The sequence below is a fragment of the Mycobacterium sp. NGS26 genome (assembly GCF_059813025.1).
On record NZ_JCALDU010000004.1, the window covers coordinates 95,669 to 110,309 of the forward strand.

Below are 14,641 nucleotides of genomic sequence, written 5' to 3' on the forward strand. Positions count from 1 at the left end.
CGAGATAGGGGTTACGTCTGCCAGTCGTTGGACCCGTCGTTCTTGGAGTAACTCCCACCGGTGGAGTTCTTCACGATGATCGGGTCGCCCGCGCCGAAGTTGTCGTAGAACCACCTCGCGTTGGCGGGACTGATGTTGATGCAGCCGTGGCTGACGTCGCGCTTGCCCTGGTCGTCCACCGACCACGGGGCGCTGTGCACGAAGTCGCCGCTGTTGTCGAACCGCACGGCCAGATCGACGTTCACCTTGTAGCCATACGTCGAGTTGACCGGGACCCCGTAGGTAGAGGAGTCCATCACCACCGTGGGCATCTTCTCCTGCACGTAGTAGGTGCCGTTGGGGGTTTGGTGATTGCCGGCCGACATGCCCATCGACATCGGGATGGTCTTCTCCACGGTGCCGTTGCGGGTGACCGTCAGCTGGTGCGTGGCGTCGTCGGCGGTAGCGATCAGCGTGTCACCGGTCCGGAAGGTCGACACCGCCCCGCCCGCGTCGACGGTCACCGCGGTGTGGGCGGGCCAGAAGCTCAACGGGCGCCAGCGCAGCTGCGTTGGCGTCATCCAATAGAACTTGCCGGGCACGGGGGGGACCGACGAGACGTGGACGGCGTCGATGGCCGCGCCGGCGTCGTCGACCCGGCTCGGGAAGTTGATGATGATCGGCTGGCCCACCCCGACGGTCGAGCCGCCCGCGGGCAGGATCTTCGGCGGCCCGAACGGGGCCGTGCCGGTGAACGGCGTCGGGTTCTGCCCGGCCACGGGACCGGCGGCGGCCGGCTGCGCGAACGGGTTGGCCGGCGGCGGCGGAGGCGCCAGCGGATTGGGCGGCGGCGGGGGCGCCAGCGGGTCACCCGGTGGCGGCGGTGGCGGCGGCGCCACCAGGGGCGGCGGCGCGGGCGGGTCCGCGGGGGGCGCGGCAACCACGCCGGGGTCGCCGGGCGGCGGGTCCGGATCCGCCACGGCGGGGCCGGCGCCGAGCACCAGCAGGGCGGCGATTCCGGCTGCGTTCAGAGCCGCGAAGAGGCCTCTCCCAGTCCAGGCCGTCGTCCAGCTCGGCATATGCATCCCTCCAGTCAGGTGTGGCAACCAGTGTCGCATAGCGCGGTGGCCAGCTATCTAATCCGTGTCCGGGCAAGGCCGCTCAGCGGCCCAATTCATGCCCGTTGAGCTGGGAGTTTATGAATCGCGTGAGCTTGCCGACGGAACAGCCAGCATATGCCGGTAGGCCGCGATGCCGGCCAGCGCGGCCCCCATCAACCCGGCCGACGCGGTCAGCATCAGCGCGACGCTGCGCTCATACAACAACCCGCCCGCCAGCGAGCCGGCCATGATGCCGACCTGGAACGCCGTCACGTACACGCCGGAGGCCCCGTCGGGGTCGTCGGCGCCGCTGCGCATGGCGGCGGACTGCATCATCGGCGACACCGCCGTGGCCATCGCGCCCCACAGCACGATCGCGGCGGTGCCGATCACCGCCGTCGCCACCGAGGTCCGCCCGGTGAGCGCCAGCGCGGTCAGCACCACGAACGCCCCCGTCAGCCCCGCCATGCACAGGATGATGGCGCCCCGGGGACGGCGGTCCAGCGACCGCGCCGCCAACGGCACCGACAGCAGCCCCGCCACCCCGTAGGCCGCCAGCACCCAGGCCAGGCTGGCCCCGCGCACCCCGACGACGTTGCGGATGATCACCACGATGAAGGTGTAGGACACGAAATGGCCCGTCACCGCGACCATCGCGAGCAGGCTCACCGTGAGCAACCGCCGGTTGCGGTGATGCCGCGACCGGCGGCCGACGTGCGCGAGCTGGTGCTCGGTGAGCACCATCGCCGGCAGCGTGATCCGGGCCGCCACCGTGACGATGGCCGCCGCGACGGTCACGCACACCACCGCCAGCCGCCAGCCCCACATCAGGCTCATGGCCGCGGTCAGCGGGCTCCCCACCACCAGCGCCAGGCTGGTCCCGATGTACATCGACGTGGTGGCGCGCCCGGCATGGCTGGGCGGCACCAGCCGGATGGCGATCGGAGCGATCACCGACCACAGCACGCCGTGGGTGACCGCGCAGAGCACCCGTCCCGCCGCCAGCACGGCGAAGTTGGGCGCCAACGCCGAGATGAGCTGAGAGGCGGTCAGGCAGGTCAGGCTCATGACCAGCGTCCGGCGCCGGGGCCAGTGCGCGGTCCAGCGCACCAGCGGAACCGTGGTCAGGGCCGCCACCAGCGCGTACCACGTCAGCAGGGTGCCCACCACGACCAGGCTGACGTGCAGGTCGCGCGCGATCGCCGAAATCGCGCCGACGGGCAGGATCTCGGCGGTCACATAGACGAAGGCCGCCGCCGCCAGCACCGCCAGCTGCGCGGCGACCCGCGGCGTCCACGTGCGCGCCGTAGGGGTGGTTCCGGTTTCGGCAGTCATAGCGGCGGCATCGGCCGGGCTTTCCGGTATCTGGGGAATAGTTGCTGGCGCGCTCACAATGCCCTCACGGTACGCACCGCCGCAACGGGTTCAGCCAATCTTGGGTTTCAACACGAGTATCAACAAAGTCACCGATTAGGAACGAACGAGGCGCGCGATGGCCGCCGACGCCTCGGCGAGCTTGTCGTCGGCCTCATGCCCGCCCTCGGCGACGGCGCGGGTGACGCAGTGGCCCAGATGCTCGTCGAGCAGGTTCAGCGCCACCGACCGCAACGCGCTGTTGACCGCGCTGATCTGGGTCAGGACGTCGATGCAGTATTTGTCTTCCTCGATCATCCGCGCGATTCCACGCACTTGACCTTCGATGCGCCGCAGCCGCTTGGCGTAATTGTCTTTCTGCTGCGAATATCCGTGTGCGGTCGTCATTTCTTTCTCAAAATCCCTCTCGAAATCCTCTCGAAACCCCTCGGCCGATTTACCGCCAGTCTACGCTATACCCCGCTGGGGTATAACCCGCGCATTTGCGGCGCGACCGGCCCCCGCATACTTGAAAAATGCCCACCACCCCCGACATCAAGCCGCGCAGCCGTGACGTCACCGACGGCCTGGAGAAGGCCGCCGCCCGCGGCATGCTGCGGGCGGTCGGCATGGGAGACGAGGACTTCGCCAAGCCGCAGATCGGGGTCGCGTCGTCGTGGAACGAGATCACGCCGTGCAACCTGTCCCTGGACCGGCTCGCCAAGGCGGTCAAGGAAGGGGTGTTCGCGGCCGGCGGCTACCCGCTCGAGTTCGGGACGATCTCGGTTTCCGACGGCATCTCGATGGGCCACGAGGGCATGCACTTCTCGCTGGTGTCCCGCGAGGTGATCGCGGACAGCGTCGAAACCGTGATGCAGGCCGAGCGGCTCGACGGGTCGGTGCTGTTGGCCGGCTGCGACAAATCGCTGCCCGGAATGCTGATGGCCGCGGCCCGACTCGATCTGGCGGCGGTGTTCCTCTATGCGGGCTCGATCCTGCCGGGGGTGGCCAAGCTGTCCGATGGCAGCGAGCGCGAGGTCACCATCATCGATGCGTTCGAGGCGGTGGGCGCCTGCTCCCGCGGGTTGATGCCGCGCGAGGACGTCGACGCCATCGAGCGGGCGATCTGCCCCGGCGAGGGGGCCTGCGGCGGCATGTACACCGCCAACACCATGGCCAGCGCCGCCGAGGCCCTCGGCATGTCCCTGCCCGGCAGCGCCGCGCCGCCGGCGACCGACCGCCGCCGCGACGGCTTCGCGCGCCGCAGCGGCCAGGCCGTCATCGAACTGCTGCGCCGCGGCATCACCGCCCGCGACATCCTCACCCGGGAGGCCTTCGAGAACGCGATCGCGGTGGTGATGGCGTTCGGCGGCTCGACCAACGCGGTGCTGCACCTGCTGGCCATCGCGCACGAGGCCGACGTCGAGCTGACCCTCGACGACTTCAGCCGGATCGGTTCCAAGGTGCCGCACCTGGCCGACGTCAAGCCCTTCGGCCGGCACGTGATGACCGACGTCGACCACATCGGCGGCGTGCCGGTGGTGATGAAGGCGCTGCTGGACGCCGGCCTGCTGCACGGCGATTGCCTGACGGTGACGGGTGCGACCGTCGCCGACAACCTCGCCGCCATCGCCCCGCCGGACCCGGACGGCAAGGTGCTGCGGGCGCTGGACAACCCGATCCATCCGACCGGCGGCATCACGATCCTGCACGGTTCGCTGGCGCCGGAGGGCGCGGTGGTCAAGACGGCCGGCTTCGATTCCGACGTGTTCGAAGGCACCGCAAGGGTTTTCGACGGCGAGCGGGCCGCGCTGGATGCCCTCGAGGACGGCACCATCGCCGCGGGCGACGCCGTGGTGATCCGCTACGAGGGCCCCAAGGGCGGCCCCGGGATGCGCGAAATGCTCGCCATCACCGGCGCCATCAAGGGCGCCGGCCTGGGCAAGGACGTGCTGCTGCTCACCGACGGCCGGTTCTCCGGCGGAACCACCGGCCTGTGCGTGGGCCACGTCGCGCCGGAGGCGGTCGACGGCGGGCCGATCGCCTTCCTGCGCGACGGCGACCGGATTCGGCTCGACGTCGCCGGCCGCACCCTGGACGTGCTGGCCGACGCGGCCGAATTCGCCGCGCGGCAAAAGGATTTCACCCCTCCCCCGCCGCGCTACAAGACCGGCGTACTGGCCAAGTACGTCAAGCTCGTCGGCTCGGCCGCCGTCGGCGCGGTCTGCGGTTAGGTATTAGGAGCCGGTCTCCGCGCGCGTGCGCATGCCGAAGTAGGTGGCGTTGAGACCGAGGAACGTCATCAACGCGCCCGCAACGACATTCGACCAGATCATGCCGGCGGTCAGTGCGATGCCCGGCAGGATCCACGGCGAGACGATGACCCACACGCCGAGTACCGGCAACGTCCAGGTCATGCCGTGCGCGCGATCCAGCGTGGTCGCGAACCCGTACGCCAAGAACGCCACCGCGAACCCGGCGATCAGGTCGGAGGTGGCAAGCGATCCCGTCCCGTTGAACCCGACGATCCACGGTGACGCGGCCACGTACAGGCCCGTCAGCAGGGCCAGGCCGAAGGTGAAATGCGCACTCATCGACTCGGCGACGCGCTCGTAGCGTGCCCGCAGAGCCAACAAATCCGGGTGGTGATCGATTGACGAATGGACTGTGCTCATTTTGTGACCTTTCTGTTATGCAGCAAGCCTTTTGGGCCGGCTACACACCATCCATCTGCTGTCGAGATTACGCTCGACGCCACCCGCCAGCAACGAAAATCGGGCCCGCCGCGGGCCCGCCGCACCGGCCGCGTAGCGTCGAAAACATGGACATCGCAGATCGGTTGCACCTCGATGTTCCGGTGGGGCAGGCCGGGATGGGCGGCGGCCTGGCGGGCGCGCCGCTGGCGGCCGCGGTCGCCAAGGCGGGTGGCTTGGGAACGCTGGGCATCACCACCCCCGCCCGGCTACGGGCGTCGATCGGGCGGGTGCGCGAAGAGGCGCCGGGGCGCGCCGTCGCGGTAAACCTGTTGATGCCCTTCGCCCGTCGTCCCCACGTCGCGGCCTGCGTCGACACACGGGTGGACGCCGTCGTGCTGGCCTTCGGGGAAAAGCGGGGGCTCGTCGAGCACCTGCACGAAGCCGGGATCTTCGTCTTCGTGATGGTCGGCACCGAGGCGCAGGCGCGTGCCGCGATCGCCGGGGGCGCCGACGGCCTGATCGCCCAGGGGCGCGAGGCCGGCGGCCACCTGGTCGGCACCATGCCGGCGCTGGACTTCCTGCCGCACGCCGTCGGCGTGGCCGGGAAGCGTCCGGTGTTTGTGGCCGGCGGCATCGCCACCGCCGCCGACACCCGCGCCGCGCTGGACGCCGGAGCCGACGGTGTCATCGCGGGCACGCGATTCCTGCTGACGCACGAGGCCAACGCGAGCCGCGAATATCAGCGACGAATCATGCAGGCGGACAAGACGATCGAGACCAACCTGTTCGGCCTGAGCTGGCCGCTGCGCCACCGCGTGGTGCCCAACGCGGCCACCCGCCGCTGGTGTGGCGACGACGGCAAGGCCAAGGCACTGCCCGCCGCCCTCAACGCCGTCAGCCGCCCGCTGTCGGTGTTGGGGTATTTCGATGCGGGCGCACTGATGCGCCTGCAATCGCCGGCCCTTCCGTTCTTCACGCCGCTGGCGCCGGTGGCCGGGGTTCCCGACTCCTGGTTGGACAGCGCCGCCCTGTATGCCGGCGAAACCGTGCTGCGCATCGATGAACTCAGCTCCGCCGGGCAGGCCGTCGCCGACCTCACCCCGCGCTGAGCGCCCTACCGCACCAACGCGAACGCGAAGCCGTCCCATTCCTTGGCCCCGACCGTCTGGATCACCGCCGTGTCCAGGCGCGGGTGCTCACCCATAGCCTGCAGCGCCTGCCGCGTCGCCCGCACCCTGGCGTCGTCGCAGTCCGGCTCGAGGATGCGGCCCTCCCGAATAACGTTGTCCAGCACGATGACTGAACCCGGACGGGCCAGGCGCACCGCCCACTCCAGGTACGCCACGTTGTTCTCCTTGTCGGCGTCGATGAACACCAAATCGAAGGGGCCGCCGATCACCGTGGGCAACGTGTCCAGCGCGGCCCCGACGATCACCTCGACCCGGTCGGCGACGCCGGCCCGCCGCAGGTTGGCCCGCGCGACCTCGGCGTGCTTCGGCTCGTACTCCAGCGTCACCACCCGGCCGTCCGGTCCCGCGCCGCGCGCCAGCCAGATGGTGCTGTAACCACCGAGCGTGCCGATCTCGAGGATGCGCCGCGCCGCGATCGCCCCGGCCAGCAGGCTCAGGAACTTGCCCTGCTGGGCCGACACCGCGATCTGCGGCAACCCCGCCGCGTTGCTGGACTCCACCGCCGCGGCCAGCGCGGGGTCGTCGCCGACCACCGTGTCGTCCAGGAAGGCGTCGACGTCTTGCGGGGTCGGTTGCTGCGTCATGCCGGCCACGCTAGTCGAGGGTATTTACGGGATACCCGTATGGGGTATATACTCAGGGTGTCCACGAAACCGGGAAGGGTGATGGGAAATGACAAACTACGAAGCAGGAACCCAGCTCACCTGCGGCCACGAGGGCTGCGGGTGTCGCGTTCGCATCGAGGTTCCCTGCCACTGCTCCGGCGCGGGTGAGCCCTACCGCTGCACGTGCGGCGACGAGCTGACCCCCGTCCAGTAACCGCCGCGGCCGGCCGCACGTCGGGCTCGATCAGCGCCCGAACGTGCGGCCGGCCAGCTCCACCTCGGCATCCAGCCGCAGCGCCTCCGCCGACGCTCCCACCGCCACCGAGTATGCGCCGGGCGCGATGCGCCAGCCGCCGTGGGAGCCGTCGTAGCGCGCGAGCAGCCGCGGGTCGGCCTCGATGGTGACCCGCCGGGCCGCACCCGGCTCGAGTTCGACCCGCTCGAATCCCAGCAACCGCAGGCATTTCCCGCCGGGGACCGCCGTCAGGTACAGCTGGGGCACGTCGGCGCCGGCGCGATCGCCGACGTTGACGACGGTGAACGTGGCCTCGACGGTGTCGCCACCGCTCACCACCAGGTCGCGGTACTCAAAGCTGGTGTAGGACAAGCCGTGTCCGAAGGCGAACATCGGCGTCCGGCCCGTCCTCGCGAACCAGCGGTAGCCGACGTCGGCCCCCTCGAAGTAGTCGATGGTGATCGGCGTCCCCCAGCCGGCGCCGGGGTCGGGCAGTTCCGGGCGCGGCGTCTGGCCGAGGTCCGCGGGGAAGGTGATCGGCAGGCGTCCCGACGGATTCACCCGGCCCGCAAGGACTTCCGCGATCGCCTGGCCGCCGGCCTGGCCCGGGTACCACGCCTGCACGATGGCGGCCACCGAATCCCGCCAGGGCATGGCCACCGGGTTGCCGGTCTCCAGCACGACGACGGTGTTCGGGTTGGCGGCCGCCACGGCGGCGATCATCGCGTCCTGCCCCCAGGGCAGCGACAGGTCGGCGGCGTCGAAGCCCTCCCCCTCGGCGCGGACCGCGAACACGATCGCGACGTCGGCTCGCCGCGCCGCCCGCACCGCCTCCGCCGCACCGACGCCGGGGTCGAACTCGAACTGCGCGTTCGGAAACTGCTTTCGCAGCTCTTCCACCGGGCTCGACGGCAGTAGGTAGAGATTGCGCAGCGAGCCCATCAGGCCGTTACCCCCGATGGGCACCACGCCCCCGTAGCCGCCGGGCGGAACGACGGCACTCGAACCGTAACCGGCGGCGACGCCCACCTGTGCGTATCCGCCGATGACCGCGATGCGCGCCGTGCCGGGCGGCAGCGGCAGCACGCCGCGGTTGGTCAGCAACACGATGCCCTGCCGCGCCACCCGCAACGCAATCTCGTTGTGCGCGTCCAGGTCCGGGGGCGGCGACGGCTCCCCGTGGTCGACTCCGACGGCGAACATCGACCGCAGGATCCGCCGGACCATGTCCGAGAGACGCGCCTTGGAGAGCGCCCCGTTCGCGTACGCGGTGCGCAGCTGCTCGGAGAACGCCTCCGACTGCCAGAACATGACATCGAGCTGGGCTCCGCACTCCTGGTCCAGCCCGGCCAGCGCGCATTCCCAGCCCGGGGTGCCGCCCCAGTCGGACATCACCCAGCCGCGAAACCCCCACGCGCCCTTCAGCACCCCGTTGATCAGCGCGTCGTTCGCGGACGCGTAGGCGCCGTTGACCTTGTTGTAGGCCGTCATCACCGCGCCGGGCTGCGACCGCTCGATGGCGATCTCGAATGCCAGCAGGTCGGATTCGCGGTGCGCGTCGGGATCGATGACCGCGTCCAGCCAGTGCCGGTTGGTCTCGTTGCAGTTCAGCGAGTAGTGCTTGACGGTCGAAATGACGCCCTGCCCCTGTATCCCGTTGACCGACTCGGCGGCGATCGTCGCGGTCAAAAGCGGGTCCTCGGAAAGGTATTCGAAGTTGCGGCCGTTGCGCGGGTCGCGTGCGAGGTTCATCGACCCGGCGAGTTGCACGTTGATCCCCCGTGCGCGCGCCTCACGGCCGATCACCTCGCCCACGGCACGGGCGAGCGGCGGGTCGAAGCTCGCGGCCAACGCCTGCCCCGAGGGCAGCGCGGTGGCGGTGTCGCCGGGGCGATAGCCGAGGTTGGCGACGCCGAGCCCGGCGTCGTTCATGCGCAGCGCCGGGATGCCCAGGCGCGCAACGCCCGGTGCGTAGCCCGAGGTCGTCGCGACGTCGGGCGGGATGCGCTCGTCGCGCAGCGGCCACATTTCGCTTGGGCCGATCACGCAGACCAGCAGTGCAAACCGCTCGTCGTCGGTCATCCGGGATTCGACCTCGCGCGCCCGCGTGTCGGGATCGCTCACCGCGCGCCCTCTTTCGCGTACACGACGCGCAGCACGTGCCCGAGCTCCGGGCCCATCACCAGCTCCGCCAGCTCGCAGATCGTGGCGACGAACTCCGGCCCGTGCGCCGGCTCGGCCCGGCACAGGTGATGCGCCACCTCGTGCAGCACCACCAGCTCGCGCAGCGCCCAGTCGGCGGTGTCGCGGTCGGGGACCGCGATAACGCCTGCGCCGTCGTGGTTTTCGTAGTGCGCGGCGGTGGCGGCCCGCCGCGTCCGCACCCGCAGCGGCGACACGTCGGGCCAGTGTTGCCGCACCGCCGGTAGCGCAAGCACCTCGTCAACATAGCGCTGCGCGGACGCGACCGAGCCGAATCGAGCCTCCGGCGGCAGGGTCAACTGGGTGCCGAAGAACTCGACGACGGGCGATCCGTGCTCGGCGGCGCGGTCGAACAGGGTCCGGACGAACTCCTCGGCCGCGTACACCCTGGCGCGCTGGGAGTCCCGGGCACCGGTCACCGGCGCAATGCGCCCCGCGCACCGGGCAGCTCGGGGCTGTTGCCCAGCCGCGCCCGCCTGCCCGCCCGGTCACCCGCGCGGCGCGCCGCCGACGAATACCCCGCCGTCGCGCGGCTGACCTGATAGGTGCCGCGCGCCTTGGACGCGCTGCGATAGTAGTCGCGCAGCTCGAGCTCCTTGTCGCGCAACGCGATAGCGGTGCCCGGCGGGCGGCGGCGGTCCTTGGTGGCGTCGCGCCGGGCCTCGTCGCGGGCCTCGGCCAGCCGCTGGCCCACGCGGGCGCCGAACGCCAGCTGGAAGTTGAGCCGGGCGGTGATCGTCGGCGTGGGCCGGTGCGCGCCCGAGGCGAGGTAGGCGTCCGACGCCCGCACCATCTGGACGACCAGGCTGGCGTACAGGGCGTGGGTGGCGTCGATGTCCTCGGCGAACCCGTACGCGTAGACGAACGTCGAGTTGGACGCCACGTCGCAGCGCACGTCGTTGGCCGCGGCGATGACCACGAACAGCTGCACGTAGGTCCGCAGCCCCTTGCTGCCCGCCGCCCCGATGGTGATCGTCCGCTGCGTCGGGGCCTGCGCCGCCGACCGGTTGGCCGAATGGGACCTGGCCACCGCCAAATCGATGGAGGCCGCCGTCGCCAGCCGCTGCGCGGCGCTCATGAACGCGTCCGCCTCGTGCGGGTTGTCTGTGCCCTCGGCCTGACGCAGCAGCGCGGCGATGCGCGCCAGCATCTTGTCGTCAGTCATAGGCGCCAAACTACGTCAGCCATACGACATCTCGCGAACAGCCACTCACAGCCGTTCGGTGATCCAGGCGACCACGTCGTCGAGGACCTGGTCGCGCTCCGGCTCGTTGAACACCTCGTGGTACAGGCCGGGGTAGACCTTCAGCGTCACGTCGGTGGACCCCACGCATTCGACCAGGCGGCGGCTGCCCTCGACGGGAATCAGCCGGTCGTCGGAGCCGTGCACCAGCAGCAGCGGCGCGGTCAGCGCCGGTGCCCGCCGCGGCATGGTCTCGCCGACCTGCAGCAGCGCGCGTCCGATGCCCGTCGGCACCTTGCCGTGGTACACCAGCGGGTCGGCGTTGTAGGCCGCCACCACCGCGGGGTCCCGGGATATCGCGTCGACGTCGAGTTCCTGCACCGGAAGCCCGGGCGCGACGACGCCGAGGACCTTGGCCGCGACCGCCATCACCGGGTTCACCTGCTCCTGTGCGGCCACCGCCGGGCCCGACAGCACCATCATGTCGTAGTTGTCCGGGCGCTCGACGCCGTAGGCGAAGACGATCGCCCCGCCCATGCTGTGCCCGAGCACGATGCACTTGAGGCCGTGGTGCTCGCGGTGGGCGATGCCGACCAGGGTGTCGAAGTCGGCGGTGTACTCGGAGATGTCCCGCACCACCACCCGCTTGCCGCCGGAGCGGCCGTGGCCGCGGTGGTCCAGCGCGTAGGTGACCAGCCCGGCGTCGCCGAAGCGCCGCGCGACGTGATCGTAGCGGCGGGCGTATTCGCCGAGGCCGTGCGACAGCACGACCACGCCCCGCGGCGGGGTATCCGGCGTCCAGACGTCGTAGACGATGCGCACGCCGCCCAGGCCGTCGAAATTCCGTTCGCTGCGGGTCGTACTCATCATGTGGCAGCGTAGTGGCCACCTCGGCCGGGCCTGTCGGAGGCTCTGCGTAGGCTCGTGGCGTGACCGTGCTCGCAGAAAACCCTCAGCGCGAGCCCGACGGGGATTTCTCGGCCCATGCCGAGCCGTTCCGCCGCGAGCTGCTGGCGCACTGCTATCGGATGACGGGCTCCGTGCACGACGCGGAGGACCTGGTGCAGGAGACGCTGCTGCGGGCCTGGAAGGCCTACGACCGTTTCGAGGGCAAGTCGTCGATACGGACCTGGCTGCATCGCATCGCCACCAACACCTGCCTGAGCGCGCTGGAGGGCCGGCAGCGCCGGCCGTTGCCGACCGGGCTGGGCAGTCCCAGCTCGGACCCCACCGCGGAGCTGGTGGAGCGCGGCGAGGTGCCCTGGCTCGAGCCGCTGCCCGACGCGGCGGGCGACCCGGCCGACCCGTCGGTCATCGTCGAGTCCCGCGAGTCGGTGCGGTTGGCGTTCGTCGCCGCGCTGCAGCACCTCTCGCCGCGGCAACGGGCGGTGCTGCTGCTCCGCGACGTGCTGCAGTGGAAGGCCGCCGAGGTTGCCGACGCGATCGGCACCACCACGACCGCCGTCAACAGCCTGCTGCAGCGGGCCCGCTCGCAGCTGGAGGCCGTCGGCCCCGGCTCCGGCGACCGGTTGGCGGCGCCGGAATCCGCGGCGGCCCAGGACCTGCTCGCCCGCTACATCGCGGCGTTCGAGACCTACGACATCGACCGGTTGGTGGAGCTGTTCACCGCCGAGGCGGTCTGGGAGATGCCGCCGTACACCGGCTGGTACCGGGGCGCGCGGGACATCATCACCCTCATCCACCAGCAGTGTCCCGCGGAATCGCCCGGCGACATGCGCATGATCCCGTTGACGGCCAACGGGCAGCCCGCCGCGGCGATGTACATGCGCGCCGGCGAGGTGCACGTGCCGTTCCAGTTGCACGTGCTGGACGTGCGCGACGATGGGGTCTCACACGTGGTGGCCTTCCTCGACGACGCGTTGTTCGCGAAATTCGGGCTGCCGAAGGCGCTATGAGCCGATCCCCCGTCGTCGAACCCGTGCCGGGGCACCCGCTGCTGCTGTTGGGCGCCTTCCCGGTTCACGACGTGGGCTACGGCGCGCAGGAGTTCTTCGTCTCCGGCACCGCGTCGTCCTACACCCCGACCGGGGACCTCGGCCCCGACGGCGTATGGAGCGTAACACCAAGCGGCACAGCCGATTTCACGACCCGGATCGTGGCGCTGACACCGGCCGACCGGGCGCGGTTCAACGGCACGGTGCTCGTCGAATGGCTCAACGTGAGCGGCGGGATCGACGCGCCGGCCGTCTGGATGATGGCCCATCGCGAAATGATCCGCGCGGGCTACGCCTACGTCGCGGTCTCGGCCCAGCAGGTCGGCGTGCATGGCGGCGCGAACCTGCTCGGGATCGACATGTCCCTCAAGAGTCAGGATCCGGACCGCTACGGGCGCCTGAGCCACCCTGGCGACGCCTTCGCCTTCGACATCTTCTCCCAGATCGGCGGGCTCGTGCGAAGCGCCGACTCGGGCGTCCTCGGCGACCTGCGCCCGCAACACGTCATCGCCATCGGCGAGTCGCAATCGGCGATGTTCCTCACCACCTACATCAACGGTGTCGATCCGCTCGCCCGGGTCTACGACGGCTTCCTGGTGCATTCCCGATTCGGGCCGGCCGCCCATTTCGACAGCAGTTCCCTGATCACCGAACTGGAATCGTCCGACGCGCAGCTGCCGGTGCGGTTCCGCCCGGACCTGCGCGTCCCGCTCATCACGATCATCACCGAAACGGACCTCGTCGGCCACGTGCCGCTGGGCTATTACTTCGCAAGGCAGCCCGACGACGAGTGGCTGCGGGTCTGGGAGATTCCCGGCGCCGCCCATGCCGACAACTACACGATCCACGTGGCGCCGATCGACACCGGCTCGGCGCCCCTCGACGACATCGTGGCGGCCTACGCGCCGACGAAGATGCTGATGGGTCAGCAACTCGGGCACTACATCAACTTCTCGCCGCAACACCACTACGTGGTGCAGGCCGCACTGGCCGCGCTCGCCGAGTGGGTGCGAACCGGGCGGCCGGCGCCCGGCGCCCCGCCCATAGAGATGCGTGAGACCCACGAAGCCGAAGAGCCCCAACCGATTCTGGATCGCAACGGCCTGGCCCTGGGCGGCATCCGGACACCGTGGGTGGATGTCCCGACCGCGCGGACGTCGTCCGTCGTCCCCGAGGACAACATCATGGCGGCGATCTTCGGCTCCGGCGAACCGTTCGACGACGCCACCCTGCGCCGGCTCTACCCGGGCGGCGCCGGCGAATACCTCGATCGGTTCACGGCCGCGCTCGACACCGCGATCCGGTCCGGGTTCATCCTGCCGGCGGATCGCGAGGAGATCCTCCAGCTCGCCGCGGCGACGTACCCGGGCAAGGCCGAACATTAGGCTGGGGTGATGCCCGCCAACTCCGAGATTCGGCGTGCGGCCGACCGGGCCGTCACCACCACGTCGTGGCTGAAATCCAGGCATTCGTTCTCGTTCGGCGACCACTACGACCCGGACAACACCCACCACGGGCTGCTGCTGGTGAACAACGACGACATCGTCGAGCCCGCAAGCGGATTCGACACCCACCCGCACCGCGACATGGAGATCGTGACCTGGGTGCTGCAAGGCGAACTGACGCACCAGGATTCGGCCGGCAACCGCGGGGTGATCTACCCGGGCCTGGCTCAACGCATGTCGGCCGGCAGCGGGATCCTGCACTCGGAGAAGAACGATTCGTCCACGGAGCCCGTGCATTTCGTGCAGATGTGGGTGATCCCCGACGAGACCGCGATCGCGCCCAGCTACCAGCAGCACGAGATCGGCTCCGAGCTGCGGGGCGCCGAACTTGTGACCATCGCCTCAGGCATCCCCGGTCGTGAGGCGGCCATCACGTTGCATAACCGCAGCGCCGCGCTGCACGGCGCGCGGCTGGCGCCCGGTGCCGCGGTCGAGCTGCCCGAGGCGCCCTACCTGCATCTATTCCTGCCGCGCGGGCGGGCGACGGTGGAGGGGGTGGGCGAGCTGGACCGGGGCGACGCGGTCCGGTTCACCGACGCCGGCGGCCGGCGGGTGACCGCGAGCGAGCCGACGGAACTGCTTGTCTGGGAGATGCATGCCGGGCTGGGCGGCTGAGACCACATAGAGTGGGCTCGACA

14 protein-coding genes and 1 pseudogene are annotated in these 14,641 nt (G+C 70.4%); 6 read left to right on the forward strand and 9 right to left on the reverse strand.

Going from position 1 to position 14,641, the window contains the following annotated elements; translation table 11 throughout:
* Positions 1-11: 11 nt before the first annotated feature.
* The 3 genes from AC5Y6X_RS14805 to ricR form a co-directional block, all read right to left on the reverse strand.
* Complete coding sequence (locus tag AC5Y6X_RS14805) at positions 12-1,058, reverse strand: L,D-transpeptidase (RefSeq protein WP_499987144.1); 1,047 nt, start codon at positions 1,056-1,058, stop codon at positions 12-14.
* A 117-nt stretch (positions 1,059-1,175) separates the two neighbouring features.
* A complete protein-coding gene (locus tag AC5Y6X_RS14810) occupies positions 1,176-2,414 on the reverse strand; it encodes an MFS transporter (RefSeq protein WP_499987147.1) in 1,239 nt (412 codons plus the stop codon).
* Between the two features lie 135 nt (positions 2,415-2,549).
* Entirely contained in the window at positions 2,550-2,840 is a 291-nt protein-coding gene (gene ricR, locus AC5Y6X_RS14815) for a copper-sensing transcriptional repressor RicR (protein ID WP_324675242.1), read from the reverse strand.
* Positions 2,841-2,968: 128 nt separating this feature from the next.
* Between ricR and ilvD the strand changes: the two genes are divergently transcribed.
* A complete protein-coding gene (gene ilvD, locus AC5Y6X_RS14820) occupies positions 2,969-4,666 on the forward strand; it encodes a dihydroxy-acid dehydratase (RefSeq protein WP_499987150.1) in 1,698 nt (565 codons plus the stop codon).
* 3 nt (positions 4,667-4,669) lie between these two features.
* On the opposite strand, the gene AC5Y6X_RS14825 is transcribed toward ilvD, so the two are convergent.
* Positions 4,670-5,107: an SPW repeat protein gene (locus tag AC5Y6X_RS14825; protein WP_499987152.1), complete on the reverse strand. Its 438-nt coding sequence runs from the start codon at positions 5,105-5,107 to the stop codon at positions 4,670-4,672.
* A gap of 146 nt (positions 5,108-5,253) precedes the next feature.
* On the opposite strand from AC5Y6X_RS14825, the gene AC5Y6X_RS14830 reads away from it, so the two are divergent.
* Positions 5,254-6,237 (forward strand): nitronate monooxygenase, encoded by a 984-nt coding sequence (locus tag AC5Y6X_RS14830; protein WP_499987154.1) that lies wholly within the window; start codon positions 5,254-5,256, stop codon positions 6,235-6,237.
* 5 nt (positions 6,238-6,242) lie between these two features.
* Here AC5Y6X_RS14830 and AC5Y6X_RS14835 read toward each other — a convergent pair whose 3' ends face one another.
* Positions 6,243-6,902 carry an O-methyltransferase gene (locus AC5Y6X_RS14835; protein ID WP_499987156.1) on the reverse strand — a complete coding sequence of 220 codons (660 nt, stop codon included), beginning with the start codon at positions 6,900-6,902 and terminating at the stop codon, positions 6,243-6,245.
* Between the two features lie 88 nt (positions 6,903-6,990).
* Here AC5Y6X_RS14835 and mymT point away from each other — a divergent pair, with 88 nt between their 5' ends.
* Positions 6,991-7,137: a copper-binding metallothionein MymT gene (gene mymT / locus AC5Y6X_RS14840; RefSeq protein WP_324675251.1), complete on the forward strand. Its 147-nt coding sequence runs from the start codon at positions 6,991-6,993 to the stop codon at positions 7,135-7,137.
* Positions 7,138-7,167: 30 nt separating this feature from the next.
* Here mymT and AC5Y6X_RS14845 read toward each other — a convergent pair whose 3' ends face one another.
* Genes AC5Y6X_RS14845 through AC5Y6X_RS14860 form a run of 4 tightly spaced genes read right to left on the reverse strand, consistent with a single transcriptional unit; the run spans position 7,168 to position 11,410 of the window.
* On the reverse strand, positions 7,168-9,282 hold the full coding sequence (locus AC5Y6X_RS14845; RefSeq protein ID WP_499987161.1) for a glycoside hydrolase family 3 C-terminal domain-containing protein: 2,115 nt from the start codon (positions 9,280-9,282) through the stop codon (positions 7,168-7,170).
* Positions 9,279-9,779 carry a TIGR04338 family metallohydrolase gene (locus AC5Y6X_RS14850; RefSeq protein ID WP_499987163.1) on the reverse strand — a complete coding sequence of 167 codons (501 nt, stop codon included), beginning with the start codon at positions 9,777-9,779 and terminating at the stop codon, positions 9,279-9,281. Before AC5Y6X_RS14850 ends, AC5Y6X_RS14845 begins: the two co-directional genes overlap by 4 nt.
* Positions 9,776-10,525 carry a DUF2786 domain-containing protein gene (locus tag AC5Y6X_RS14855; RefSeq protein ID WP_499987165.1) on the reverse strand — a complete coding sequence of 250 codons (750 nt, stop codon included), beginning with the start codon at positions 10,523-10,525 and terminating at the stop codon, positions 9,776-9,778. Before AC5Y6X_RS14855 ends, AC5Y6X_RS14850 begins: the two co-directional genes overlap by 4 nt.
* Before the next feature lie 45 nt (positions 10,526-10,570).
* A complete protein-coding gene (locus AC5Y6X_RS14860) occupies positions 10,571-11,410 on the reverse strand; it encodes an alpha/beta hydrolase (RefSeq protein WP_499987167.1) in 840 nt (279 codons plus the stop codon).
* Between AC5Y6X_RS14860 and AC5Y6X_RS14865 the strand changes: the two are divergent.
* From AC5Y6X_RS14865 to AC5Y6X_RS14875, 3 genes and pseudogenes are all read left to right on the forward strand, one after another.
* A pseudogene (locus AC5Y6X_RS14865) lies at positions 11,358-12,459 on the forward strand (sigma-70 family RNA polymerase sigma factor). The gene AC5Y6X_RS14860 and the pseudogene AC5Y6X_RS14865 overlap by 53 nt on opposite strands.
* Positions 12,456-13,883: an alpha/beta hydrolase domain-containing protein gene (locus AC5Y6X_RS14870; RefSeq protein ID WP_499987170.1), complete on the forward strand. Its 1,428-nt coding sequence runs from the start codon at positions 12,456-12,458 to the stop codon at positions 13,881-13,883. Before AC5Y6X_RS14865 ends, AC5Y6X_RS14870 begins: the two are co-directional and overlap by 4 nt.
* 9 nt (positions 13,884-13,892) lie before the next feature.
* The gene (locus AC5Y6X_RS14875; protein ID WP_324675263.1) at positions 13,893-14,618 is read left to right on the forward strand and encodes a pirin family protein; all 726 of its coding nucleotides are present in this window, start codon (positions 13,893-13,895) and stop codon (positions 14,616-14,618) included.
* Positions 14,619-14,641: the final 23 nt, after the last annotated feature.